This window comes from Halococcus hamelinensis 100A6 (genome assembly GCF_000336675.1).
In the GTDB taxonomy this organism is placed as follows: domain Archaea; phylum Halobacteriota; class Halobacteria; order Halobacteriales; family Halococcaceae; genus Halococcus; species Halococcus hamelinensis.
This window is the reverse complement of sequence record NZ_AOMB01000010.1, coordinates 1-24,861: the sequence shown is the minus strand read 5'-3', so window position 1 is coordinate 24,861 and position 24,861 is coordinate 1. Positions and strand designations below refer to the sequence as shown.

Here is a 24,861-nt window from a genome sequence, read left to right as displayed (position 1 = left end):
CGTTCCGTAGCCGAAACACGATCGAATCACCGATCGAGAGGGTCGTTCGGTTCGCAGTGAGACTGAAGCCATTCAACGAGCCGTATTCGACCCCGTTCACCTTGCTCGGAAGCCGTTGGAGCGCCTCCTCACAGGCAGTCGAATCGGTTCCCCGTGTGACCGTCGACACTGTCGGACGACGAGCGGTATCGGTTCCCGATACCGATTCGTCATTGGTGGTTGGTTCGGTGGAGCCACGGGTTGTGTCACTGTTTCCCGTCGTGTCGGTACATCCTGCACCAAACGCAGCGAGACCGGCGAGCGCGCCCGCGAGGAACCGACGTCGATCGACTGGGGAGATCATAGCTGCCGTGCGAAGGGTCGACACAAACGTCTTCTGCCAGTGTGCGTGGCTCCATCGAACGCCGTGTCATCGTCTGACGAAGTATTAAGACCACGGAGCCGGTAGGTGGCGTCCAGATGGGCAACAAGAACAAAACGATCTCGTTCCGGGTGAACGAGGACGCCTTCGAGACGCTTCGGGAGATCGCCGAGGAGCGCGACATCTCGCTCTCGGCGGTGTTTCGCAACTACGTCGAGATGCTGGTTGCCCACGACGGTCAGGTCGAGGTCGTCCCCGAGCACGAGGTCGACGAGAGCAGCGAGGACTCCTCGAGCTTCCCGCCGAAGGTCGAGGTGCCAAAGAGCTACGTTCGCGAGCACGAGCGCCTCGAACTCGAAGCCGACCACCTCCGCGAACAGCTCGACGAGCACCGCCGGTACGTCACCCAGCTGAGCCAGCGTTTGGAGAACCAGGAGGGCGAGGACGAGGTGATCCAGCTCGAAGAGCTCGACGACGAGAGCGAGGAAGAGGAGCCGTTCCGGCTGGGTTAGAGCAGCGCGCGTTTTCTGTCGTCGATCGTTCCGGCCGCCTCGCGGTCGTTCTCGACGTTCGCGAGGTCCTCCATCGCTTCGAGCGTGCGGACCGAGTTGTCGAGGAAGGAGAGGACGTCACCGGGGTAGGCGGTCACGAGGTAGTCGTCGCCCATCACGTCGACGATGGCCTCGGGGCCGAACCCCTGGGCGCGCAGGTCGAGGAGGTAGGCCATGAACTTGCGTTCGGGGTGGCCACAGTAGGGGTTCGACTCGCAGTCGCAGTCGAGGAAGTCCTCGGCGAAGTCGAGCACCCGCTCCTGGGTGGCGTCGTCGAGCTTCGCGAGGCCCTCGCCGGAGTAGAGGATGTCGAGGGTCGCGCCGCTGAACGCACTTCTCGGGATGTGGGTCTCGAGCTGGGAGCCGATCCGGCGGTGGTTCTTGACGTAGATCTTGTCGGTGACGGCCACGTTGACGATACGAGGGGCGCGAGCGGCAAAAACACCGCGAAACCCTCGGGCCGAGTCGTAACCTACTTTATCCACGCGAAGATAGGTGCGAACGCGTGTCCGGGTTAGGGTAGTGGTCATCCTTCAGCCTTGTGGAGGCTGAGACGCGGGTTCGATTCTCGCACCCGGACTATGGCAAATTTTTTACATGAAAATCGGACGTTCTCGCTGTTGACGTGAATACGATCGACCGTACCGCCCTCAGTCGTCCACGGTCCGGTAGTAGACCGACGGCCGCCGGTCGCCGGTCTCGACCCGTCTGGCTTCGACGCTCCCGGTCTCGATCAGGATCTCGAGGTTCTGCTCGGCGATGTCCCTGAGCTTCTCGCTCGTGACCGGCGGGGTGTTGGCGAACGCCAGCACCGCGCCCGCGATCTCCTCGGCGGTGTAGGCCTCGGGATGGCCCTCCTCCAGAAAGTTACGAACGGAATCTATCGAAGTGCTCACTTGTTTTCCCGACTCCCAGTTCGGCTCGTCGATGGGCATACGTCGAACTATCCGGCCGCTACCAAAAACCATGGGTTCCGGCGTCGTTCGTCGTGTGGGGGCGAACGAGAGGTCGGCGAGGGGGGCCACCGGATCGACAACGAAGGGCTATCCGTCGCCATCACCCAGATCCGCCGATGGAAATCGCGCTTCTCACCATCGGCGACGAGATCCTCTCGGGGGACACCGAGAACTCCAACGCGACGTGGATCGCCGCCCGACTCACCGAGCGTGGCGCGACCGTCGCGCGGATCCTCGTGGTACCCGACGACCGCGAACTCATCGCCGACCGGGTCGCCGACTACTCGGCGGCGTTCGACGCCGTCATCCTCACCGGCGGGCTGGGGGGAACCCCCGACGACGTCACGATGGACGCGGTGGCGACGGCGTTCGACCGGCCGCTCGCGGTCAACGACCGCGCCCGTGCCGACGTCGAACAGCGCCTCGAAGCCGTTCGCGAGGAGTACCCCGACATCGCGCTCGACGTCGAGGCCGAGGCCTCGATCCCCGAGGGGAGCCAGCCGCTGATCAACGACCCCGGGCTCGCGCCGGGCTGTGTGATCGAGAACGTCTACGTCCTCCCCGGAGTGCCCGCGGAGATGAAGGCGATGTTCGAGACGATCGAGGACGGGTTCGGGGGCGACGTCCGCTCGCAGGTCTTCTACACCCCGACGCCGGAGGCCGACATGATCGACGACCTCAGCGAGGCGGGCGAGCGCTTCGACGTCGCGGTGGGCTGTTATCCCGACCGGGCGGTGCGCCACAACCGGATCAAGCTCGTCGACGAGGACGAGGGCGAACTCGACGCGGCGCGCGAGTGGCTCACCGACCGGCTCGAAACCGTCCCCGCACCGGAGTAACTACAGCGATTCCTCGGGCGAGCGCGGCGAGTCGCGGGAGGTCTCGGCTCCCGAATCCCTCCCGCTCGACCGGAGGATAGTGAGCGCGGTCATCAGGTCGGTCCGCGAGACCAGGCCGACGAACTCGCCCTGGAGGCCGACCACCGGCAATCGACCCACGCCCGCCGACTGCATCGTCGAGAGCGCGGTCATCGCGTCGGCGTCCTCGGGGATCGTCTCCAGTTCGTGGGTCATCACCTCCTCGACCCGGAAGGCGTCGCGCTCGACCTCGCGGACCTTCTGTGCGTCGGTGAGTGTCACCATCCCGACGAGTTCGCCGCTTTCGAGCACGGGATAGCCGGTGTGGCGCTCGGTGAGCATCCGCTCGATCAGGTCGGCGACGCTGGCCTTCGGCGAGAGGGCGTCGATCTCGTCGGCGGGCGTCATGACGCGGCTGATCGCGACGCCTTCGAGCGCCGCCTTCGTGACAGCCTGCTGGGCCTCGCCGCTCGCGCTCATGTAGATGAAGAAGGCGATGGCGATAAAGACGATGCTCCCCGAGAAGAGGCCGACGAGCGCGAGCAGGAACGCGAACCCCTTCCCGACCTCGGCGGCGAGCTGGGTGGCCTCGGCGTGGGTCCGGGTTCGGGCGAGAAGTGCCCGGAGGACCCGTCCGCCGTCCATCGGGAACCCGGGCAGGAGGTTGAACGCCGCGAGACCCACGTTGAGCAGGGCGAGGTAGGCGAGCACGAAACGTACGCCGCCGAGCGACTCCGGGACCACGAGGAAGACCACGAAGGAGAGGAGGCCGAGGACGACGCTCACGGCGGGGCCGGCGACCGCGACGGCGAGCTCCTGTCGCCAGTCCTCGGGCATCTCGGCCATCTGGGCGATACCCCCCAGAAACCAGAGCGTGATGGAATCGATCTCGTAGCCGTAGCGCATCGCGACGAACGAGTGGCCGAGTTCGTGGAGCACGACGCCGACGTAGAGCCCGACGGCGGCGACGATGCCGAGGACGTAGGGCGTGTTGCCGGCCGAGAGCTCCGCCGCCGGCAGGTTCGCGTCGAAGATCCCGTTCAGCAGCGGCAGCAGTTGCCCGATCCCGTTCCCGATGAACCACGCGAACAGCGGGAGGACCAAGAGAAACGAGAGCCCGAGTTTGATCGGAATTCCGGCGATGCTTCCGACCCTGAAGCTTGGCATGCCCAAACTACGGTCGGTGTCCCCTTAAATCGTGTCGTGGCCGCGGGGTTTTAGCCACCGGTGGGCCTACCGGGGAGGATGAGCGAACCCGAACGGCCGGCACCCCTGATCCGACGGGCGGCGGAGATCGACTACGAACCGGTCGACGCGGCGGACGGACTCGAAAAGGGCGTCCTCGTCGACGAAGCACGCGGCGCGCCGAACTTCGCCATTCGGCGGTTCACGCTCGCGCCGGGTGCGGCGGTCCCGAAACACACCAACGAGGTCGAACACGAACAGTACGTCCTCGACGGCGAGTACGTGATCGGGATCGGCGAGGCCCCGGAGACGCCTCGGGAGGGCGGTGAAACCGCCGACGAGGACGACGAACACACCGTGAGTGCCGGCGACTCCCTCCTGATTCCCGCCGGGACGGTCCACTGGTATCGCAACGAGGGCGACGAGCCGGGCGCGTTCATCTGCGCGGTGCCGAACGGCGACGACGCGATCGACCTCGTGGAGTGATCCACAGAAGCGGTTTCGAGCGACTGAAATAGCCCGCGAACGGATCGACGAACAGTGTCACAGCAGGTCGGGCGGGTCGGAACCCTGTTCGTTCACGGGATCGGCGACGACTATCTGGTCGCCGTCACCGACGGCGACGAGCGGACGCTCTCGGCCCGCCTCGACCTCGCCGCCACCGACGCCGGCCCGCGGCCCGCGAAGTTCGGCGTGAAACACTCCTCGGGGGAGGAGCCGCGCTCGCCGGACCAGTTCGTCGAACTCGCCCGCCGGGCCGACCGCATTCGGATCTCAGAACAGACCACCCGAGACCAGCGCGAGGCGTTCCAGGAGATGCTCTCGGGCTACCAGCTAGAGGCCAAACGAGTCAGGACCTGTCGGTACTGTGCGGCGGCGGGGCGGTACTCGCCGATCACCTCGGAGACCGCGGTCGCGGCCGACGGCGAGCGGATCTGCCCCGACTGCGCCCGACGCGAACTCGACCGCGAGATAGCCCACCACGACGTCTCCGGTACGGCCGCCGACCGCCTCCACGAGCTCCTCCAGTCCGTACAGGACCTCGACCGGGTGAAAAACCTCCTCTCGGGCCAACTCGACCCCGACCTCACCAAGTTCGACGAGATGAGCGCCACCACGGAGGCCGTCAATCCCGTTTCTGTGGACTCGCTCGACCTCCACCCCAACTTCCAGTCGCTCATGTCGGACCGGTTCGACGAGCTCCTCCCGGTGCAGAGCCTCGCGGTCGAGAACGGCGCGCTCGATGGCGACGACCAGCTCGTCGTGAGCGCCACTGCCACGGGAAAGACCCTGATCGGCGAACTCGCGGGCGTCGACCGGCTGCTCCGCGGCGAGGGGAAGATGCTCTTCTTGGTGCCGCTCGTCGCGCTCGCGAACCAGAAGTACGAGGACTTCCAGGACGACTACGGCCACCTCGCGAACGTCACCATCCGGGTCGGCGCGAGTCGAGTTCGCGGAGATGGCGAACGGTTCGATCCGAACGCCGACATCGTGGTCGGGACCTACGAGGGCATCGACCACGCGCTCCGGGTCGGCCAGGACCTGGGGGACATCGGAACGGTGGTGATCGACGAGGTCCACACGCTCGAAGACGACGACCGCGGCCACCGCCTCGACGGTCTGATCGCCCGGCTCAAGTGGTACTGCGAGAACCGGCGACAGGAACGCGCGCGGGACGAGTCGAACGACGGGACCCAGTGGCTCTACCTCTCGGCCACCGTCGGCAACCCGAACTGGCTCGCGAACCGGCTCGACGCCCGGCTCGTGGAGTTCGAGGAGCGTCCGGTGCCGATAGAACGCCACGTCACGTTCGCCGACGGCCAGGAGAAAGCCCGGGTGGCGAACAAGTTGGTGAAACGCGAGTTCGACCGGAAGTCCTCGAAGGGCTACCGGGGCCAGACAATCATCTTCACCAACTCGCGGCGGCGGTGTCACGAGCTCTCTCGAAAGTTGGAGTACGACGCCGCGCCGTACCACGCGGGGCTCGATTACTCGCGTCGGAAGACCGTCGAGCGGAAGTTCGCGGATCAGGAGTTGGCGGCGGTCGTCACGACGGCGGCGCTCGCCGCCGGGGTCGACTTCCCGGCCTCGCAGGTGCTCTTCGACTCGCTCGCGATGGGTATCGAGTGGTTGACTGTCCAAGAATTCCATCAGATGCTCGGGCGGGCGGGGCGGCCGGACTACCACGACCGCGGGGTGGTCTACGTCCTCGTCGAACCCGACGGGAGCTACCACGCGAGCATGCCCGGGAGCGAGGACGAGACGGCGTTCAAACTCCTGAAGGGCGAGATGGAGCCGGTGGCGATGCGCTACGACGAGACCGATGCGGTAGAGGAGGTGCTCGCGAACGTCGCGGTGGCGGGCGGCGGCGCGAAGGGGCTCACCGAGCGGATGGTCGGGGAGGTCCCGCTCAAGCACGCGGTCGGCAAACTGCTGGACTACGGCTTCATCGACGGCCTCGAACCCACGCCGCTCGGCCGCGCGGTGACGCGTCACTTCCTCGAACCCGGCGCGGCGTTCACGATGCTCGACGGCATCCGAAAGGGTGCCGACCCCTACGACGTGGTGGCCGACATCGAGCTGCGCGACGAGGAGGACTAGAGGAACGGCGCGGCGAGGTCGACGAGCGCGGGGACGAACGCGAGGCCGAAGGTCGAGAGGAGCACCACCAGCACGGCGGCCGGCAGCCCGCCGATGGCGACGACGAGCACCGTGAGCCAGTTCACCTCGACGGGGAAGCCGAACCAGCCCGCGACCAGGAAGACGAGCAGGCCGACGACCGCGTTGACGATGAACGGCCGGAGCGCCTGGAGTACGCGTATCCCGACGAGCAAGAACAGGACCGCGACGGCGAGGACCGCGAGTTCGAGTCCCGTGACCATGCCCGATGCTTACACGAGATGGATATAGACCTTCCGTCACGTCCGGGCCGCGCGTGCCGACTTCGGAACGCGGGCCCCATCCATCGGACGGCGGCCGAGTGCTGTCGAGGGAACGGAAGGATTATTCGCACGCGCCCGGTAGGAGCGACACGGGACCGTGGGTTAGCCTGGTATACTTCGGGCCTTGGGTGCCCGTGACCGCGGTTCAAATCCGCGCGGTCCCATTTCGTGGTCTCTAATCATCGGACACAGCCGACCGGCACGGTCGAACCATCGGGTGACGAGCGGTGACCCGGATGTGGTGCGTTCCGGTCGGGATCCTCTGCAAGCAGCATCTCGCTGGCGAGCACGCCGAGCACCACCAGCTCGAAGGGACGATCCTGCGCCACCCACACGGCGAAGCGATCGCCGAGGGCCACGCGGAGAGGGGCAACATCGACACGACACGGCTTGAGGAGCGTCACGACGACCTCGCGGCGGAGATGGAACGCCGCGGGATGAACCACGACAGCCCGCTCGACTACGACGGCCCGACGTTCGGGGCCGGCGCGATCGACGTCGAACGCAACCGGGAGGACCTCCTCGAACGCTGTGCGGACTGCGCCGCACGCGCCCGAGAACGGCCCACCGACGCCTGAAGACCGGGCCTCGTTGTCGGTTCGACGCGCCCCTCTCACAGGTTCACTTTCGCTCCACACAGTACGAAACTTCTTAGCGGGGAACGCACTACCCGATCACAAGATGGCCAGCGCGGAGAACGCCGAACTGATCGACGATTTCGAGGAGTTCTACCGCAACTACTACCGGAACGAGATCGGCGAGCTCGCCCAGAAGTACCCCAACGAGAAGCGCTCGCTCTTCATCGACTGGGGCGACCTCTATCGCTTCGATTCGGACCTCGCCGACGACTACCGTTCACAGCCCGGCCAGCTCCAGGAGTACGCCGAGGAGGCCCTCCGGCTCTACGATTTGCCCGTTGACGTCGGCCTCGGCCGCGCGCACGTCCGGATCCACGGGCTCGGCGAGACGACCGAGATCCGGGAGATCCGGGCGCGCCACCGCGGTCAGCTCCTCAGCGTCCAGGGCATCGTCCGGAAGGCCACCGACGTCCGCCCGAAGATCACCGAAGCGGCCTTCGAGTGCCAGCGGTGTGGCACGCTCACCAGAATTCCGCAAACGGGAAGCGACTTTCAGGAACCTCACGAGTGCCAGGGCTGTGAACGACAGGGCCCCTTTACGATCAACTTCGACCAATCGGAGTTCGTCGACGCCCAGAAACTCAGAGTTCAGGAGAGCCCCGAAGGGCTCCGCGGTGGCGAGACCCCACAGAACATCGACGTCCACATCGAGGACGACATCACGGGCGAAGTCACGGCGGGCGACCACGTCCGCGTGACGGGTATCCTCCACCTCGACCAGCAGGAGACCAACCGGGAGGCCTCGCCGATGTTCGAGGTCTTCATGGACGGCATTTCGGTCGACATCGAGGACGAGCAGTTCGAGGACATGGACATCTCGGAGGCCGACAAGCGTGCGATCGTCGAACTCTCCACCGAGGACGACATCTACGAGCAGATGGTCGGCTCGATCGCGCCCTCGATCTACGGCTACGACCAGGCCAAACTCGCGATGATCCTCCAGCTCTTCTCGGGGGTGGCGAAACACCTCCCCGACGGCTCGCGGATCCGGGGCGACCTCCACATGCTCCTGATCGGGGATCCGGGGACGGGGAAGTCCGTGATGCTCCAGTACATCCGGAACATCGCGCCACGGTCGGTCTACACCTCGGGGAAGGGCTCGTCGAGCGCGGGGCTGACGGCGGCCGCCGTTCGCGACGACTTCGGCGAGGGCCAGCAGTGGACCCTCGAAGCCGGCGCGCTGGTGCTCGCCGACCAGGGTATCGCGGCCGTCGACGAACTGGATAAGATGCGCTCGGAAGATCGTTCGGCGATGCACGAAGCGCTCGAACAACAGACCATCTCGGTCTCGAAGGCGGGGATCAACGCCACCCTCAAATCCCGCTGTTCGCTGCTCGGTGCGGCGAACCCCAAGTATGGGCGGTTCGACCAGTACGAGTCCATCGGCGAGCAGATCGACCTCGAACCCGCGCTGATCTCCCGGTTCGACCTGATCTTCACCGTCACGGACACCCCCGACCCGGAGGAGGACAAGAACCTCGCCGAGCACATCTTGCGAACCAACTACGCGGGCGAGCTCAACACCCAGCGCACCGAACAGACCGCGGCGAACGTCTCTCAGGCCGAGGTCGACGCCGTGACCGACACCGTCGCTCCGGCCATCGAACCCGAACTCCTCAGGAAGTACATCGCCTACGCCCAGCGCAACTGTTTCCCGACGATGACCGAGGAGGCCAAGGAGGCGATCAGCGACTTCTACGTCAGCCTTCGCTCCGAAGGGGCCGACGACGACGCGCCCGTGCCCGTCACGGCCAGAAAACTCGAAGCCCTCGTGCGGCTCGGAGAGGCCTCGGCCCGCGTCCGGCTCTCCGATACCGTCGAGCTGGAGGACGCCGAACGCGTCATCGAGATCGTCCGGTCGTGTCTCAAGGACATCGGCGTCGACCCCGAGACCGGCGAGTTCGACGCCGACATCGTGGAGACGGGCCAGTCGAAGACCCAGCGCGACCGCGTAAAGAACGTCAAAGCCCTCATCAGCGAGATCGAGAGCGAGTACGACTCGGGGGCACCGGTCGACGAGGTGCTCGATCGGGCCGAGGAGACCGGGATGGAGCGCTCGCAGGCCGAACACGAGATCGAGAAGCTCCGCCGGCAGGGCGAGGTCTACGAACCACAGACCGACCACCTCCGGACGACGTAGGCCGGGTTCCGCCTCACTCCCGGAGGTCGTGATAGGTCGCCCGGAGCGTGACGGGGGTGACGCCCGCGACGTCGGCGGCGGCCTGCTGGGTGAGCGAGCCGTCGAGCTCGCGCGCCGCGGTGTAGAGACAGGCCGCGGCGACCCCGCTCGGGTTTCGGCCGCTGGTCGCACCGAGCGACTCGGCTTCGTCGACGAGTTCGTGCGCTCTGGCCTCGACGGCGGTCGAGACGTCGAGCAGGCTCGCGAATCGGGGGAGGTACTCGGCGGGGTCTATCGGCCCCGTCGGGAGGCCAAGCTCCCGATTGAGCGCGTCGTAGGCCGCGACGAGTTCGCCGCGACTGGCTTTGGCGGCGTCGCGGACCTCCGCGATGGTTCGCGAGAGCCCCTCGGTTCGACAGACCGCATAGACCGCGGCGGCGGCGAAGCCTTCGAGCGACCGTCCCCGGAGGAGGTCCTCGTTCTGGGCCGACTCGAAGAGCACGCACGCCCGGTCGCGAACCGTCTCCGGGAGCCCGAGCGCACCGACCAGCCGACGGATCTCGGTGAAGGCGTAGACCCGATTCCGTTCGGCCTTCGAGGCGATCCGTGCACGGTTGTGCTGGCGGCGCAGGCGGGCGAACAGCCGACGTTTCCGGCCGGTGAGCCGGATCGAACGGCCGATCTCGGTCGAGAGACCGCGGTCGTGGCGCGAGCGCGTGAGGGGTGCCCCCGTCCGCTTTCGGTCCGGACCGTCGGCGAACGAACGCCACTCCGGGCCCCGGTCGATGTTGTCCGCGGCGACGACCAGCCCACAGCTCGTACAGAACGTCTCGTCGCCGGATCCGCGCAGGGAGCCGTTGCATTCGGGACACGCGTACGTCGTCTCCATCACGGACCCTCCCACACCGGCCCACTACTTAATATTTTCTTGTTTTTCCTATATTGTATTAAAAATATGTCAGTGCTCACCGATACGGTCGGCGATGGCGTCGAGCTCGTCGTCCGAGAGGTCGGGTCGGTCGCCGGCGACGACGTGGATCGGCGCGCCGCCGTCGTCCGAGAACCGGGGGATGACGTGGCCGTGGACGTGCGGGACCTCCTGGCCGGCGGCGGGACCGTTGTTGAACGCGACGGTGGTGGCGTCGGCGTCGACCGCGGCTTCGACGGCGGGCGTCAGCCGGTGGAGGGTGGCGAAGACCTCGCTCGCGAGGTCCTCGCCGAGGTCGTCGAGGCGCTCGTGGTGGTCGTTCGGCACCACGAGGGTGTGGCCGGGTGCGAGCGGGTTGGCGTCGAGGAACGCGGTCGTCCGGTCGGTCTCGGCGACGATACGACCGGGGATCTCGCCGGCGACGATGCCACAGAACGGGCAGTCGGGGTCGTTCGAACTCATGGGTTGGTGGCGTGATGCCGGGAAGGTCTCGGACGCGCCCGACAAAGAGGGTTCGGGATGGGCGTTGCCGGGGCACCGAACCGGGCCGGCAAGCCACAACGGTTTGAATCGGGTGTTCCATGTACGGCCATGTCCGAGACCAGAACCGGTCCACCCACGAGCCGCGCGCGGCTCGGGTGGTGGCTGTTCGTGTTCGTGCTCGCGGTCTTCGTCGCGTTCGTCGTGTCCTCGTTCGCCGGCATGGTCGTGCTCGCGGTCTTCGGCTACTACGCCACCCGCCCGATCTGCCGGTGGCTCGGGAACTACATCGACTCCGACGGTATCGCGGCGGGGCTCACCGTGTTGTTGATCGTGGTGCCGATCATCGCCCTCGTGCTCTATACGGGCCTCAGCATCGTCCAGCAGCTCTCGGGCGTCGTGAGCCTCGGCGACGGAACGAGCGGCGCGCTCGACCTCAGCATGCTGCCGCCGGCACAGGAACAGACGGTACAGACCCTGCTTCAGAACCCACAGCAAGCCATCAGCCAGCCCCGTCAGCTCGCACAGACCGCGTTCACCCTCGGGAGCCAGGTGCTCGGCGGGGTCGCCGGCGGGCTCGTGCTCGTCGGGCTGGCGCTGACGCTCGCGCACTTCCTCTTGACCAACGACGACCAGCTCGCCGAGGGGTTCCGGACGCTCGTGGGCGGGCGCGACACCACCGCCTACGCCTACGCCGCGGCGGTCGACGAGGACCTCGAATCGGTCTTCTTCGGCAACCTGCTGTTCGTGGGCGTAATGGCGGTGCTCGCCGGCGTGGTCTACGTCGCCACCAACCTGATCGCGCCCGCGGGACTCACGGTCCCGCTGGTGTTCGTGCTCGCGGTGCTGACCGGGATCACCAGCCTGATACCGATCGTGGTCGGGAAGGTGGTCTACCTCCCGGTCGTGGCGTATCTGGCCGTACAGGCGTTCGAGAGCGGGGAGAGCGGGGCGTACGTCTTCGTCGCCGGCGCACTCGTCGTCTACTTCCTCGTGCTCGACATCCTCCCCCAGACGTTCATCCAACCCGTGCTCACCGGCCGCCAGCTCGACGCCGTGGTGATCATGTTCGCCTACCTGCTGGGGCCGATCCTGTTCGGCTGGTACGGCTTCTTCTTCCTCCCCATCGCGTTCGTCGCGGTGCTCGAAGCCATCCGGATCGTGCTCCCCGAACTCGTCCGGGGCGAACCCCTCACCCCGACGGTCTCGCTCGGCGGGGGCATCGGGACGGACCCACAGGCCGACCGCGAGGACGTCGCCGACGGCGCGACGCCGAACGTCGACGGGACGACCGACGGAACCGACGACCAAGACGCCACCTGAAGGGTTCAGCGCTGAGAGTCGCGCAGGATGAACGGGCCGATGGCGAGGGTGCGCTTCGCGATGGTCGCGATCCGGGCGATGTAGGAGATCAAGAGGAGGAAGGGCAGGCAGGTGACGACGAACGCGATGGAGGTCACCCAGACGAGCACCGAGACCCCGAGGACGACCCCCGAGAGCGAACTCCCGCCGAGGAAGGTCGTCATGAAGCCCGCGACGATCAGTGCCGGCACCGAGACGTAGAGGATGTTCTGTGAGAGGCTGATCAGCTCCCACTCGAAGTAGAGGGTCTTGACGTGCTCGCGAGCCGGGCCGAACATCGTGAGCACCGTCTTGAGTTCGTCGAGCCGCTCGAAGCTCTCCGCCGAGAGGTCCTCGGTGTAGTCGTCGGCGAGCCGCTCGGTCTGGAAGACCTTCCAGCCGTAGTTGTAATCCAGCGCGCCCGAGAGCACGTCGAACGAGCCGAACGTCTCGCCGTCGAGCCGGCCGGAGACGGTGTCGGCGTTCTCGATCAGGCTGTTGGTGAACTCGTCGACCTCGCCACGGAGGTCGTCGTTGTCGTTGTCGGCGATCGACTCGCGCAGCCCCTCGGCGCGGTCCTTGCTCTCGAGGATGAGCACCCTGAGGAACGCCGACGGGTCGGCAGGGGTGGGCGAGCCGGTCAGCTCCTCGGTGTAGTCCCGAAAGTCCATCGTGTTGCTCATGCGCTCGCGCTGGTCGCCGAGCGGGCCGTTCTCCTGACTGATAACGATCTGGGAGATCGTGAGCACGAGCGTGACGCCGGTGATGATAGCCGAGATCATCGTCGAGAACAGCGTCTCGATCGTGTCGGCGGTCTGGGCGTCGGTGAGGAGGAACTGATAGAAGTAGGTCCCACCGAGCATGAACACCCCGAAGATCAACAGCGCGAGCAACCCGGTGACGACCACCCGGTGGCCCGCGAGGAAGAACCAGACCTTGAGGCGGGTCTCGCCCGAGCGCTCGCGCATCGTGTTCGCGGTCCCGATGTTCTCGATGCTCTCCTGGTCGAGTTGGGTGTCCTCCTCCTGGGTGTCGATGGTGTCCGCCGCGTCGCTCATTGGGTATCAGTGGCCGCGTCGCGCGGACGCTTGAGCACGAGGTACTTGGTGCCGCCGCCGGTGTACTCGACCGTCGTAACCAGCTCCCAGCCCTCCGCGCCGAGTTCGTTGAGTTCGGCGACCGGGTCGCTCGCCTCCTTCTTGGTCGCCTCGCGTGGCGGCCGGAGGGTGTGATACTCCCACGCAGCCGGTTCGTCGGTAGTCATGACCGAACCCAACGCGGCCCGCCGGTTGATAGTTTCGCATTACCGGACTGAGTGGGCCATCACGTAAGCTAGAAGACCGTTCGGGGCCGAGACCGGATAGTGACCTCCAGCCTCCGAACCCGGATGCTCGTCCTCGTGGTCGTCGTCGCGCTCGTCGGCTCCGGCTGTGTAACGGCCCAACCGACGATCACCGTCGAATCCAACAGCCCAGCGGTCTTCCAGGGCTTCTCGACGTCCGATGCCTGGGGTGCCTCCTCCATCCAGGCCTCCGTCTCACTGACCCCGCAGGCGACGACGAGCCTCGGGGTGACCAAACTCTCGGTCGTGACCGAGAACGGGAAGTCGTTCTACACGACGACGGTCGATGCGGGTCAGACCAGCGTCACGCTCCCGCTCCCGCTCGGAGCGACCACGACGGTGGTCGCGGTGAACACGGTCAACGGCACCACCGTCGGCACCGCGAACGTGAGCACCAGCGGTACGACGTACCCGTAACCACCTTTTGCTGCGCTCAGTCGCTCGCGATGCTCGCTCACTCGTCCCAAAATCGCTCCGCGATTTTGTGTGCCAATCAGAACTGCTAGCAGTTCTGATGACGCTGGCAAAATGTGGATCAAAAGCCTCCTCTTTCCCGTTGGTCAGTCGTCGGCCCGCTCACTCACTCCGTTCGCTCGCGGTACGACCACTAACTTCTCCGCCACCGCAACCGCCCACACGCCTCCCCAGCCGATTCGCTCCGCTCGTTCACTTCGTTCACTCACGTCGCTCATCCCTCGCACAGTGTCCGCGCTCAGCACTCACTATCGTTCGCGCTGACCGCGAGCGCGCGCCGACCGCTCCAACCGCAGGAAAAAGCTCGGTTCCGGCCCGCTCGTTATCCCGACCGACCCGCGTCGACGTCGATCGCGTCGACGGGACAGACGTCGACACAGAGCATACAGTCGATACACTGGACCTCGTTTGCGGGCTCGGCCTTGCGCTCGCTCTCGGGGTGGCCGGGGGTCTCGACCCACTCGAAGACGTCGACGGGGCAGTCCTCCAGACACGCGCCGTCGCCGAGACAGATGTCGAAATCCACCGCGACGTGCGTGCCGTGGATGCCCAGCTGCTCGGGTTCGTCGACCGGTCCCCAGACGGTGACGCCGTCGTTCTCGTCAACCGCCTCGCGGTTCCGCTCGAATTCGGGGTCGATGGCCATCGTGTGCAACAGAGACCGGGCGCTCACTTAAGCCTTCGACCGTGGCGGTCCGGATCGCGCCCGGCGACCGAGGACAACAGGTTTACCTCCACCGGGTGAAATCACCCGGTAATGAAGCGACGAGCGTTCATCCGGCGAGCCGGGGGCGGCGCGGTCGGGGCGGCGTTGCTCGCGGGCTGTACGAGCGGCGACGGGTCGACGAACGGCTCCGACTCGAACGGGAGCGCGACCGGCGGAGCGGGACGAGAGGGAAACACCACTGGCAACACGACCGCTACGGTGGGGTCGGCGAAGACGGGCGGAACCCTCACGGTCGCCACCTACGCCTCGTTCACCGGCGAGGACACCGCGGGCGCGTGGCTGAAATCCGCCTTCGAGAAGCGCCACTCGAACGCGACCGTGGAGTTCCAGGTGCCCGAAAACGGGGTCAACCAGTTCGTCCAGCGCGCCCAGCAGGGGGCCCCCATCGACGCGGACCTCTACGTGGGGCTGAACACCAGCGAACTCGTCCGGGTGCGCCGACAGCTCGATAGCCCCCTGTTCCGGTCGAGCGGGACCGTCGACGGGACGGACGCGATCAAGCAAACCCTGGACGTCGATCCGCGGGGACGGGCGATCCCCTACGATACGGGCTACATCACGCTGGTCTACGACGGGACGAAGGTCGACGAGCCGAGGAGCTTCGACGCGCTGACGAAACCCCGGTACGCGAACGAGCTCATCACCGAGAACGCCCAGCAGTCGGACCCCGGACGCGCCTTCCTGCTCTGGACGGTCCTCGCGAAGGGCGAGGACGGCTATCTCGACTACTGGCGGGACCTCCTCGACAACGGGGTCCGGGTGCTCGCCGACTGGGAGCCCGCCTACCAGGCCTTCACCGACGGCGAGGCCCCGATGGTGGTCTCCTACTCGACGGACCAGGTCTACTACCACGACTCGAAGGCCCAGCTCCGACGGCACCAGGTCGGCTTCCTCGACGGCCAGGGTTACGCCAACCCCGAGGCGATGGCGGCCTTCGCCGACGCGGAGAACCCCGACCTCGCCCGTGAGTTCATGTCGTTCGTGCTCACCGACCGGGCCCAATCGGAGATCGCGGTCAGAAACGTCCAGTTCCCCGCCGTGAAGGGCGTCTCGCCGGGTCGGGAGTTCGAGAAGTACGCCAAGGAACCCCCGAACCCCGTCACGATGTCCTACGACGACCTCGCGGGGTCGGTCGGCGGCTGGGTCGAGGACTGGTCGCGGCTCGTGGCGAGCAGCTGATGGCGCGGCGGGCGGAGCGCCTCGCGCTCCCGGTCGGGGTCGTCGCGACGTTCGCGATACTCCTCGTCGTGTTCTACTACCCGGTGGGCAGCGTCCTCGTCGCGGCCGTCGTGCGGGGCGGTCGGCTCACCCTCGGCCCGCTCGCGGACGTCCTCGGCGACCCCTTCTACACGGGGATGTTGGCCGGCACGGTGCGCGACCCGTTCGGGGTGCCCGCGGGTCTCGGTGGCTGGGTTCGGGCCGGTTTTCCATCGGTGGAGTTCGGACTGTTCGGCTTCACGGCCTGGCAGGCCGCGCTCTCGACGGTGGCGAGCGTGCTCGTCGGGCTACCGGGCGCGTACCTCCTCGCGCGGTACGAGTTCGTCGGCCGGCGAACCCTCCGCTCGCTCACGATCGTGCCGTTCGTGCTCCCCTCGATCATGGTCGCGGTCGGGTTCCTCGCGATGTTCGGGCGGAACGGCCTGCTCAACGATCTCCTCTCGATCGTGGGCCTCGGCCCGGTCGGCGGCGTGCTGTTCACTCTCAAGGCGGTCGTGCTCGCCCACGCCTTCTACAACGCGCCGCTCGTGACGCGGCTCGTGACCACGGCCTGGGAGTCGGTCGACGCCCGCCGAGTCGAGAGCGCGCGGTCGCTCGGCGCGTCCCGACTCAGAGCGTTTCGCGACGTGGTGCTGCCCGAACTCGTTCCCGCGGTCCTCACCGCGGCGCTGCTGACGTTCGTCTTCACCTTCCTCTCCTTTCCGATCGTGCTCGCGCTCGGCGGGCTCCAGCTCGCCACCGTCGAGGTCTGGCTCTACGCCCGAGTCCAGGACCTCGCGCTGGGCGAGGCCGCCACCCTCGGCACCATCGAGACGGTGCTCTCGCTCTCGTTGACCTACCTCTACCTCAGATACGAGGCACGACAGGTCCGCTCGCGTGGGACCACGACGCTTTCGCGCCACCGACTCTCGATTGGGTGGCGCACCCTCCGCGACCCGGTTCGAGTCGGGCTGTTCGCCTACGGGATCGTCGTGGTGATCCTGTTCGTCGGCCCGCTCGCGAGCATGGTGGTCGAGAGCCTCACCGGTTCGGGGGGACTCACGACGGCGAACTACGCCTTCCTCGCGCGCCAGCAGGCCGCGACCGCCGTCGGGACGATACGACCGCTGCCCGCGGTCCGGAACTCCCTTCTCTTCGGCCTCGGCACCCTCCTCCTCGCGGTGCCGATGGGGGTGGTGGTCTCGGTGCTCGCGGCGCGGGGCGGTCGCGGGTCCAGGATCGCCGAGACCCTGATGAGCGCGCCGCTCGCGGTCAGCGGCGTCGTGGTCGGTCTCGGGATGCTCCAGACGCTGGTGTTCGGGACGACGGTTGCCGGCCACCGCCTCGTCGCGAGCGGGCCGGTCGCCATCGTGCTCGCCCACGCCGTCGCGGCCTACCCGTTCGTGAGCCGGAACGTCACGCCCGCCCTCTCCGGAATCGATTCCCGGCTGCTCGATTCGGCGCGCTCGCTCGGCGCGAGCCGACTTCGAGTCCTGGTCGACGTCGAACTCCCGCTGGTGGCGGCGGCCGTCCTCGCGGGGGCCGCCTTCGCGTTCGCGATCTCGATCGGGGAGTTCGACTCGACGGTCCTCCTCTCCCAGGGCGTGAACACCTACACGATGCCCGTGGCGCTCGAACGCTACATCGGCAACCGGTCCGTGGGCCCGAGCCTCGGTCCCGCGACCGCGATGGGCACGGTACTACTGCTCGTGACCGCGGCGAGCTTCCTCGTGATCGACCGACTCGGCGGGCGGTGGCAGCCGTGAGCGAGCGCGGGCCCGCCGACACGAACCCGACAGGCGTCGAACTCGACGACGTGACCGTTCGGTTCGGGGACGTCGCCGCGCTCCGCGATGTCTCGCTCGCGGTCGAAGACGGGGAGTTCTTCACCCTCGTCGGGCCGTCGGGCTGTGGCAAGACCACGACCCTGCGGGCGATAGCGGGCTTCGAGACGCCCGCGACGGGGGCGGTTCGGATCGGCGGCCGGGAGATGGGTGGGGTCCCGCCGGAGGACCGGAACGTCGGCGTCGTGTTCCAGAACTACGCGCTCTTTCCCCACCTCTCGGTTCGCGAAAACGTCGGCTACGGCCTGCGATTCCACGACCCACCGGGTGAGGTCACGACCCGCGAGCGCGTCGACGACCTCCTCTCGCTGGTGGACATGGCCGACATGGCCGAGCGCGACCCCGACGCGCTCTCGGGCGGCCAGCAACAGCGCGTCGCGCTCGCCCGCGCGCTCGCGCCGGGACCCGACGTACTGCTGCTCGACGAACCCCTCTCGGCGCTCGACGCGCGCCTCCGCGAGCGGCTCCGAGTCACGCTCAAGGCGATCCAGCGCGACCTCGAGATTACGACGATATACGTCACTCACGACCAGGCCGAGGCGCTCGCGGTCAGCGATCGAGTCGCGGTGGTCAACGACGGCCGGATCGAACAGGTCGACACCCCCGAACGGGTCTACCGCGAACCCGCCTCGCGCTTCGTCGCCGAGTTCGTCGGCGACAACAACCGCTTCGAGGCGGAGATCACGGGTACGGATCCACCCCGAGCGTCGGTCGACGGGCTCGACGTCACGCTCCCGAACGCGTCGGACGTTTCGGCGGGAAGGCCGGTGACGCTCTGCGTTCGTCCCGAGGCTATCCGAGTGACCGATGGGGACGTGGGATCGTCGGGGGCGGCCGCCACGACGATGACCGCGACGGTCGAGAGCCGGGAGTTCCTCGGCGACGCCTATCGGCTCCACTGTCGCTGGAACGACCGATCGGTACTCGTCAAGACCGGCGGGCGACGGCCGCCGGAGGGAACCGTTCGTCTGGCGTTCGACACGGACGACGTTCAGGTACTGACCGACGAGTAGTCGCGGTCAGCGGCTCCGCATCCCGGACGGCGCTATACGACCTTCATCATCCGGCGTTCGAACCGTCCAGTTCGAACCTTCCGCCAGCCCCGAAGGTCGTCGTCGAGGTCGGGGTCGCCGGTATCGACTCTGAGCACGCCGATGCCGTCGAGCTTGCGGCGCGAGGCCACGACTTCGACCTCGGAGCGCCGGAGCACGGCGGGCGCGATCTGCTGGTTGCCGCGGCCGAAGACGAAGCCCTGGCCGCCGATCGGCGAGACCACCACGACGTTGCGCTCGCCGAGGGCTGCTTCGATCTCGTCGGCACTGCCGTCGAGCACGAGCAGTTCGCCGCTCTCGCCCGATTCGCCCGCCCGCCAGACGTCGACGCCGAGCGAGGTGCCCTCGAACCCGAGTTCCTGCTTTATCGCGCCGAGGGTGCTGCCCGGTCCGAGGACGTAGGTCGTACCCGTTTCGACGCTCGCCACCACGCCCGCCGCGAGGGTTTCGACCGTGCCGCCCGCGAGCTGTTTGCTGGATTGGACCTCCTCGGCGACCGGGACCTCGACGAGCGCCTTGAGCTCGGTGTGGACCTCGCCCGCGCGGTACTCGTCCTCGTCGATGTCGTTGACTTCGCGGGACTCCGTTCGCTCGAAGGTCGCCGCGATCCGGCCCGCCGCGCGCGGCGAGACCGCGAAGACGGACGAGTAGATCTTGACCCCGGCGGGCACCCCGAGGACCGGGATCGAGGGGTCGGATTCGGTGAGGGTTTCGGCCACGTCGACCGCGGTGCCGTCGCCCCCGACGAACAGCACGAGGTCCACGTCGCGCTCGGCGAACGTCTCGGTTGCTGTGCGGGTGTCGTCGGCGGCGGTTTCCTCGGGCGGGTCGGTCACGACCTCGGGGTCGAAACCCGCCGCTCGCGCCACCCTCGCGCCCATCCCGCCGCCCGCGGCGAGAAGCTCGACCTCGTCGGCGTGGCTCGCCAGGGAATCGAGCGCCTCGCGGGCGCGGTCGGGGGCGCGTGGTTCGGCTCCGCGCTCGCGGGCTTCCTCGACTTTGCCATCGGTTCCCTTCAGGCCGACTCGGCCGCCCATCCCGGCGACCGGGTTGACCACGAAGCCCACGCGTCGCATGCGTCGGGTAGGGAAGGAATCGGCAAAAGCCGTCCGACTCGAACCACATAAGCCACCGGGGGCGTAACTCCCCCCATGAACGGACTCGTCCTCCAAGAGGGTGTCCAGACCGGGGTCATCAACGGCGCGGGCTTCGTCGTCACCATCGCGGGGATCGCGCTCGTGATCGCGTGGGTGGCGTACCTCTACCGCTGACCGGGCTCACTCCTCGACGAGGTCGACGCGGTCGGCCAGCCAGTCGGCCGCCGACTTCGCCGTCTCCTCGTTCGGGCTCTGGATCTTGACCCGGACGTGATCGCCGGGATAGCTCCCGAGGGTGACGTCGAAGCGGTCGCGAAGCTCCTCGAAGCGGTCGAGCAGCGCGCTCTCGGGCTCGTCGACGTGGACGAACTCCACGGATTGGATCGTTCCCGAAAACTCCTCGGCGACGCCCTCGAACATCGCGTGCATCTCGTCGGGGACCCCCGGGAAGACGTAGGTCGACTCGACGACGCAGCCCGGCGCGACGCCAGCCTCGTTGTGGAGGACGCGCGCGCCGGTCGGGAGTGCCGCGGTGCCTTCTGCGAGGTCGTCGCTGTGGTAGCCACCGTGTTCTTCGAGCCAGTCGACCGCCTCGTCGTTGGTTTCGAGGTCGCGGTCGAAGGCCGCCGCCACCGCGTCCATCGTGAGGTCGTCGTGGGTCGGGCCGAGACCGCCGGTGATGAGGACGGCGTCGGCGCGCTCGTGGAGGTCGCGGATGGTCTCGGCGATGGTGTCGATGTCGTCGGGGACTACGACCGAGCGGACGACCGCGACGCCGCGTGCGGTGAGGTGCTCGCCGAGCCACGCCGCGTTGGTGTTGACGGTGTCGCCCGCGAGGAGTTCGTCGCCGACGGAGAGGAGCGCGACGCGCATAGCTCCCCTTGGGAACGGGTGACTAAAAGCCCGGAGGTCGCCCGCCGGCGGGCGGTGCGGCCCGCGGCCGCGGTGCGGCGGCTGTTGTGGCGCGGTCGCGGGGGCGGTCCCTGGCGGGTGAAGGGCGAACGAGCGGAGCGAGTGAGGGCTTCGGCGGAGGCGGTGCTGTGCGGGGCGGTCGGCGGTTGGTGAGTAATCGTACCGCGAGCGAGGCGGAGCCGAGCGAGCGGGCCAAGGAACCCCCGAGCGAAAGCGAGTGGGGTGACGCGGTCTGCGTGAGTGGAACGAACGCAGGCTCGGCAGAGTTACGCTCTGCCGGTGGCTTTTGATCCACGTTTTGCCAGCGAGTGAGCGGCGCGAGGTTCGACCGAAGGGAGAACCTCGGATGCGAACGGGGAACGGAGTGACCCGTGAGCGAAGCGAACGAGTGCAGCAAAAGGTGGGGCGTGAAAGGTGGAGGTGGGGGCGGTTAATGCTGGACCAGTTCCACCAGCACCCCACCCGTCGACTTCGGGTGGAGAAACGCCACCTCGTGGCCCCACGCGCCGGGTCGCGGGTCGGTGTCGATCGGTTCGACGCCGTGGTCGACGACCCGGTCGAGCGCCGCCCGGATGTCGTCGGTGGCGAGCGCGAGGTGGTGGATGCCCGGACCATCGGAGTCGAGATAACGCGCGATGGTGCCACCGTCCTCGGGTTCGAGGAGTTCGAAATAGCCGTTCCCGCAGTCGAGGAAGACGACGGTCATGCCGTCGAAGGTCTCCTCGTGGACGACTGGGATGTCGAAGAGGGTCGCAAAGCGGTCGGCGAGGCCGCTGGCGTCGTCGGTCGCGATGCCGGCGTGGTCGAAGTTCACAGCGCCGCCCCGCCCTGGTGTTCGCCGAAGACCTCGCGCATCGCGTCGCAGATCTCGCCGGTGGTGGCCTCGGCCTTCACCGCGTCGACGAGGTACGGCATGAGGTTCGCATCGCCTGCGGCGGCGTCGTGGACCGCCGCGAGGGCGTCCTCGGCGGCCTCGTCGTCGCGCTCGTCGCGGACCGTTTGGAGGCGTTCGCGCTGGCGCTCCTGGTCCTCCTCGGTGACCTCCTCGATGTCCACCTCGGGCTCCTCGTCGACCTGGTACTCGTTGACGCCGACGATGGTTCGCTCGCCCTCGTCGATCTCGCGCTGGCGCTCGAAGGCGACGTCTTGAACCTGGCGCTGGACCCACTGGTCCTCGATCGCCCGAAGCATCCCGCCCTTCTCGTCGACCGTATCGAGGATCTCGAAGGCCTCCTCTTCCAACTCGTCGGTCAGGCTCTCGACGTAGTAGCTCCCCGCGAGCGGGTCGACGGTGTCGGCCGCACCCGACTCGTGGGCGAGGATCTGCTGGGTCCGGAGGGCCGTGCGAACGGATTTCTCGGTCGGGAGCGCGAGCGCCTCGTCCTTGCCGTTGGTGTGGAGGCTCTGGGTCCCGCCGAGCACCGCCGCGAGCGCTTGGTAGGCGACTCTGACCACGTTGTTGTCGATCTGCTGGGCGGTGAGGGTCGAGCCGGCAGTTTGCGTGTGGAACTTGAGCTTCTTCGAGTCGGGGTCGTCGGTCCCGAACCGTTCGTCCATGATCTTGGCCCACATCCGGCGGGCGGCCCGGAACTTCGCCACTTCCTCGAAGACGTTGTTGTACGACGCGAAGAAGAAGGAGAGCTGGGGCGCGAACTCCTCGACCGCGAGACCTGCGTCGAGCGCGGCCTCGACGTACTGAATGCCGTCGCCGAGGGTGAAGGCGATCTCCTGGGCGGCCGACGAGCCCGCCTCGCGGATGTGGTAGCCCGAGATCGAGATGGTGTTGAAGTTCGGGACCTCCTCGGCGCAGAACTCGAAGATATCGGTGATGATCCGCATCGAGGGCTCCGGCGGGTAGATGTAGGTGTTGCGCGCGACGTACTCCTTCAGCACGTCGTTCTGGATGGTCCCCCGGAGCTCCTCGCGCGGGACGCCCTTCCGGTCGCCGACGGCGATGTACATCGCCAAGAGTACCGAGGCGGGCGCGTTGATGGTCATGCTCGTGGAGACGTCGTCGAGCGAGATCCCCTCGAAGACGGTCTCCATGTCGTGGATCGAGTCGATCGCCACCCCGCTCTTCCCGACCTCGCCCGCCGCCATCTCGTTGTCCGAGTCGTAGCCCATCTGCGTGGGCAGGTCGAAGGCCATCGACAGTCCCGTCTGGCCCTCGTCGATGAGGTACTGATAGCGCTCGTTGGTCTCCCTCGCCGTCCCCATCCCGGCGTACTGGCGCATGGTCCAGAGCCGCCCGCGGTACATCGTCGGGTAGACCCCGCGCGTGAACGGCTCCTCGCCGGGGAAGCCGAACGCCTCGTCGTATTCGTGGTCAGCGAGGTCGTCGGGGGTGTAGAGCCGGTCGACGGTGTGGCCGTCGGTGTCGGTGGTGAACGCCTCCTTTCGCTCGCCGAAGCGGTCGAGAACGGGGTCGAGGGTGTCGTCCTCCCACTCGTCTTTCGCCGACCGGATCGCGGCGAGGTCGTCGGGGTCGAACATACCCCGGGGTCGGGCCGACGCGACCTTAACGGTTGTTCGCCGAACCGCTCACCCGGTGTCGTACTTGTAGGTCGTGTTCTCGGTCTCGATCCCGAAGTCCTCCGGTGACTCCTCGACCTCGCCCTCCTCGTGTGCGGGGGCGGCGTGCTTGAACCGTTCGCGGAGGCGCTCGGGCAGCGAGAACGACTCGACGGCCAGGCGGAGCGCCACCGCGTCCGGCATGGTCTCGCGTTTGGCCTCGAAGCGGCTCCCGAGCACGGCCGGGAGGTCCGCGGGGTCGACGCGTTCGAACCCGAACTGGTCGAGGTAGTCGGGCTGGTCGGTGAAGGTGTAGACCGTCTCGAAGCCCTCGTCGCTCGCGCGGTCGAGCAACCGCTCGACGACGTGGGCTCCGACACCCTGGCCGCGCCATCCGTCGAGGACGCCGATACCGGTGAGTTCGCAGGCGGGGTCGTCGGCGCGATGGACCCGGATGCGGCCGAAGCCCGCCTTCTCGTCGGACTCCTCGTCGATCGCGACGACGTAATCGCGCGACCGGAACGCCGCGTCGTCGAGCCCCATCGCCTCGATGTGGTCCAGAAGCCAGACTTCCTCGTGGTTTCTCGCGTTCCGGACGTACATACCACCCGTTGGACCGCCGGCGAGTAAAAGCGTTTTCGGCACCGTTCCGGAGTTCGTTTCCGGTGCGGGGGCCGTCGATGTGGACGGGCTCCGGTTGGGCGCTCAGTACGGGATCAGGATGAGCGCCGCGGCGAGGAACGGTATCAGGAGCAGCATCACCGTCGCGGCGTAGCCGAAGACGTCGCGGGCGCGCATCCCGGTGATCCCGAGGAGCGGGAGCGCCCAGAACGGCTGGAAGAGGTTGGTGTGAGCGTCGCCGACCGCGTAGGCGACGACCGCCTGGCCCGGCGGCACCCCGAGCTGGTCGGCGGCCCCCAGGATCGTCTCGCCGATGACGGTCCACTCGCCGCCGCCGGAGGGCACGAAGAAGTTGATGATCCCCGCCGTGATCCACGCGACCGCGGGGAAGGTCGCCGGCGTCGAGACCGAGACCAGGGTCTCCGCGAGCGTCGTCGAGAGACCCGAGGCGTTCATCATCCCGATGATGCCCGCGTAGAAGGGGAACTGGAGGATGATGCCGCTGGTCGCCAGCACCGCCTCGCCGAACTCGTCCTCGTAGGCCTCCGGGCTGGTGAACAGCGCGAGGCCGATGAACAGGAAGAGGAAGTTCATCACGTTGAGGTTGAGCGCGGCCAGCCCGTCGGTCGCGAAGGTCCAGACCGCCACCCCGACCCCGGTGAGCGCGATGACCCCACCGACGATCCGGCTGTTGTTGATCCGGTCGCTGGGGGTGGGGTCGGCGGG

The 24,861-nt window shown here is 67.5% G+C and carries 27 protein-coding genes and 2 tRNA genes; 14 read left to right on the top strand and 15 right to left on the bottom strand.

The features are described from left to right. Positions 1-459 precede the first annotated feature (459 nt). Entirely contained in the window at positions 460-873 is a 414-nt protein-coding gene (locus C447_RS03655) for a ribbon-helix-helix protein, CopG family (RefSeq protein WP_007691058.1), read from the top strand. Here the strand turns inward: C447_RS03655 and C447_RS03650 are convergent. Beyond that, positions 870-1,322 (bottom strand): DUF5814 domain-containing protein, encoded by a 453-nt coding sequence (locus C447_RS03650; protein ID WP_007691056.1) that lies wholly within the window; start codon positions 1,320-1,322, stop codon positions 870-872. The two genes, C447_RS03655 and C447_RS03650, sit on opposite strands and share 4 nt — an antisense overlap. Positions 1,323-1,420: 98 nt before the next feature. Here C447_RS03650 and C447_RS03645 point away from each other — a divergent pair. Beyond that, a tRNA-His gene (locus C447_RS03645) sits at positions 1,421-1,492 on the top strand. Positions 1,493-1,562: 70 nt separating this feature from the next. On the opposite strand, the gene C447_RS03640 is transcribed toward C447_RS03645, so the two are convergent. Beyond that, positions 1,563-1,847, bottom strand: a complete 285-nt coding sequence (locus C447_RS03640; RefSeq protein WP_007691050.1) for a hypothetical protein — start codon at positions 1,845-1,847, stop codon at positions 1,563-1,565. A gap of 137 nt (positions 1,848-1,984) precedes the next feature. Here C447_RS03640 and C447_RS03635 point away from each other — a divergent pair, with 137 nt between their 5' ends. Beyond that, positions 1,985-2,707, top strand: a complete 723-nt coding sequence (locus tag C447_RS03635) for a competence/damage-inducible protein A (protein ID WP_007691049.1) — start codon at positions 1,985-1,987, stop codon at positions 2,705-2,707. On the opposite strand, the gene C447_RS03630 is transcribed toward C447_RS03635, so the two are convergent. Further along, the gene (locus C447_RS03630) at positions 2,708-3,892 is read right to left on the bottom strand and encodes a site-2 protease family protein (protein WP_007691047.1); all 1,185 of its coding nucleotides are present in this window, start codon (positions 3,890-3,892) and stop codon (positions 2,708-2,710) included. Between the two features lie 78 nt (positions 3,893-3,970). Here C447_RS03630 and C447_RS03625 point away from each other — a divergent pair, with 78 nt between their 5' ends. Then, positions 3,971-4,396, top strand: a complete 426-nt coding sequence (locus tag C447_RS03625) for a cupin domain-containing protein (RefSeq protein WP_007691046.1) — start codon at positions 3,971-3,973, stop codon at positions 4,394-4,396. Between the two features lie 54 nt (positions 4,397-4,450). Continuing rightward, positions 4,451-6,511 carry a DEAD/DEAH box helicase gene (locus tag C447_RS03620; RefSeq protein ID WP_007691045.1) on the top strand — a complete coding sequence of 687 codons (2,061 nt, stop codon included), beginning with the start codon at positions 4,451-4,453 and terminating at the stop codon, positions 6,509-6,511. On the opposite strand, the gene C447_RS03615 is transcribed toward C447_RS03620, so the two are convergent. Continuing rightward, positions 6,508-6,792 carry a pro-sigmaK processing inhibitor BofA family protein gene (locus C447_RS03615; RefSeq protein WP_007691044.1) on the bottom strand — a complete coding sequence of 95 codons (285 nt, stop codon included), beginning with the start codon at positions 6,790-6,792 and terminating at the stop codon, positions 6,508-6,510. The genes C447_RS03620 and C447_RS03615 overlap by 4 nt on opposite strands. A 151-nt stretch (positions 6,793-6,943) precedes the next feature. Between C447_RS03615 and C447_RS03610 the strand changes: the two genes are divergently transcribed. The 3 genes from C447_RS03610 to C447_RS03600 all read left to right on the top strand — a co-directional run bounded on the left by C447_RS03610 (position 6,944) and on the right by C447_RS03600 (position 9,630). Beyond that, positions 6,944-7,016, top strand: a tRNA-Pro gene (locus C447_RS03610). Between the two features lie 72 nt (positions 7,017-7,088). Next, the gene (locus tag C447_RS03605) at positions 7,089-7,430 is read left to right on the top strand and encodes a pyrimidine dimer DNA glycosylase/endonuclease V (protein ID WP_007691043.1); all 342 of its coding nucleotides are present in this window, start codon (positions 7,089-7,091) and stop codon (positions 7,428-7,430) included. Between the two features lie 103 nt (positions 7,431-7,533). Beyond that, positions 7,534-9,630, top strand: coding sequence for a minichromosome maintenance protein MCM (locus C447_RS03600; protein ID WP_007691041.1), 2,097 nt, complete (start codon positions 7,534-7,536; stop codon positions 9,628-9,630). A gap of 13 nt (positions 9,631-9,643) precedes the next feature. On the opposite strand, the gene C447_RS03595 is transcribed toward C447_RS03600, so the two are convergent. Further along, positions 9,644-10,498: a transcription initiation factor IIB gene (locus C447_RS03595; protein ID WP_007691039.1), complete on the bottom strand. Its 855-nt coding sequence runs from the start codon at positions 10,496-10,498 to the stop codon at positions 9,644-9,646. Positions 10,499-10,567: 69 nt separating this feature from the next. Continuing rightward, the gene (locus tag C447_RS03590) at positions 10,568-10,999 is read right to left on the bottom strand and encodes an HIT family protein (protein ID WP_007691038.1); all 432 of its coding nucleotides are present in this window, start codon (positions 10,997-10,999) and stop codon (positions 10,568-10,570) included. Positions 11,000-11,128: 129 nt separating this feature from the next. Here C447_RS03590 and C447_RS03585 point away from each other — a divergent pair, with 129 nt between their 5' ends. Further along, positions 11,129-12,340 carry an AI-2E family transporter gene (locus C447_RS03585; RefSeq protein WP_007691037.1) on the top strand — a complete coding sequence of 404 codons (1,212 nt, stop codon included), beginning with the start codon at positions 11,129-11,131 and terminating at the stop codon, positions 12,338-12,340. Positions 12,341-12,345: 5 nt separating this feature from the next. Here C447_RS03585 and C447_RS03580 read toward each other — a convergent pair whose 3' ends face one another. Together C447_RS03580 and C447_RS03575 are read right to left on the bottom strand one after the other, a co-directional pair. After that, the gene (locus tag C447_RS03580; protein WP_007691036.1) at positions 12,346-13,416 is read right to left on the bottom strand and encodes a hypothetical protein; all 1,071 of its coding nucleotides are present in this window, start codon (positions 13,414-13,416) and stop codon (positions 12,346-12,348) included. Continuing rightward, positions 13,413-13,622, bottom strand: a complete 210-nt coding sequence (locus tag C447_RS03575) for a DUF4177 domain-containing protein (protein ID WP_007691035.1) — start codon at positions 13,620-13,622, stop codon at positions 13,413-13,415. The genes C447_RS03580 and C447_RS03575 overlap by 4 nt, the downstream gene beginning before the upstream one ends. A gap of 99 nt (positions 13,623-13,721) precedes the next feature. Here C447_RS03575 and C447_RS03570 point away from each other — a divergent pair, with 99 nt between their 5' ends. Then, the gene (locus C447_RS03570) at positions 13,722-14,117 is read left to right on the top strand and encodes a hypothetical protein (protein WP_237713320.1); all 396 of its coding nucleotides are present in this window, start codon (positions 13,722-13,724) and stop codon (positions 14,115-14,117) included. 379 nt (positions 14,118-14,496) lie between these two features. On the opposite strand, the gene C447_RS03565 is transcribed toward C447_RS03570, so the two are convergent. Beyond that, the gene (locus C447_RS03565; RefSeq protein ID WP_007691032.1) at positions 14,497-14,820 is read right to left on the bottom strand and encodes a 4Fe-4S dicluster domain-containing protein; all 324 of its coding nucleotides are present in this window, start codon (positions 14,818-14,820) and stop codon (positions 14,497-14,499) included. A gap of 111 nt (positions 14,821-14,931) precedes the next feature. Here C447_RS03565 and C447_RS03560 point away from each other — a divergent pair, with 111 nt between their 5' ends. The 3 genes from C447_RS03560 to C447_RS03550 are packed head-to-tail and all read left to right on the top strand — an operon-like array spanning position 14,932 to position 18,955. Beyond that, entirely contained in the window at positions 14,932-16,080 is a 1,149-nt protein-coding gene (locus tag C447_RS03560; protein WP_007691030.1) for a thiamine ABC transporter substrate-binding protein, read from the top strand. Next, positions 16,080-17,864 (top strand): ABC transporter permease, encoded by a 1,785-nt coding sequence (locus tag C447_RS03555; RefSeq protein ID WP_007691029.1) that lies wholly within the window; start codon positions 16,080-16,082, stop codon positions 17,862-17,864. The genes C447_RS03560 and C447_RS03555 overlap by 1 nt, the downstream gene beginning before the upstream one ends. Beyond that, complete coding sequence (locus C447_RS03550) at positions 17,852-18,955, top strand: ABC transporter ATP-binding protein (RefSeq protein WP_007691018.1); 1,104 nt, start codon at positions 17,852-17,854, stop codon at positions 18,953-18,955. Before C447_RS03555 ends, C447_RS03550 begins: the two co-directional genes overlap by 13 nt. 32 nt (positions 18,956-18,987) lie before the next feature. On the opposite strand, the gene C447_RS03545 is transcribed toward C447_RS03550, so the two are convergent. Both C447_RS03545 and C447_RS03540 read right to left on the bottom strand, forming a co-directional pair. Further along, entirely contained in the window at positions 18,988-20,070 is a 1,083-nt protein-coding gene (locus C447_RS03545; RefSeq protein ID WP_007691016.1) for an ATP-NAD kinase family protein, read from the bottom strand. 201 nt (positions 20,071-20,271) lie between these two features. Next, positions 20,272-20,964, bottom strand: coding sequence for a competence/damage-inducible protein A (locus C447_RS03540; protein WP_007691014.1), 693 nt, complete (start codon positions 20,962-20,964; stop codon positions 20,272-20,274). 18 nt (positions 20,965-20,982) lie between these two features. Here C447_RS03540 and C447_RS17870 point away from each other — a divergent pair, with 18 nt between their 5' ends. Next, entirely contained in the window at positions 20,983-21,156 is a 174-nt protein-coding gene (locus C447_RS17870; protein WP_160162921.1) for a hypothetical protein, read from the top strand. Positions 21,157-21,433: 277 nt separating this feature from the next. On the opposite strand, the gene mce is transcribed toward C447_RS17870, so the two are convergent. From mce to C447_RS03520, 4 genes are all read right to left on the bottom strand, one after another. Next, complete coding sequence (gene mce, locus C447_RS03535; RefSeq protein ID WP_007691009.1) at positions 21,434-21,817, bottom strand: methylmalonyl-CoA epimerase; 384 nt, start codon at positions 21,815-21,817, stop codon at positions 21,434-21,436. Then, on the bottom strand, positions 21,814-23,496 hold the full coding sequence (locus tag C447_RS03530) for an acyl-CoA mutase large subunit family protein (protein ID WP_007691007.1): 1,683 nt from the start codon (positions 23,494-23,496) through the stop codon (positions 21,814-21,816). The genes mce and C447_RS03530 overlap by 4 nt, the downstream gene beginning before the upstream one ends. A 48-nt stretch (positions 23,497-23,544) precedes the next feature. Beyond that, on the bottom strand, positions 23,545-24,117 hold the full coding sequence (locus C447_RS03525; protein WP_007691005.1) for a GNAT family N-acetyltransferase: 573 nt from the start codon (positions 24,115-24,117) through the stop codon (positions 23,545-23,547). A gap of 102 nt (positions 24,118-24,219) precedes the next feature. Further along, positions 24,220-24,861 (bottom strand): TIGR00366 family protein (locus C447_RS03520; RefSeq protein WP_007691003.1); only part of this gene is annotated, 642 nt, incomplete at its 5' end.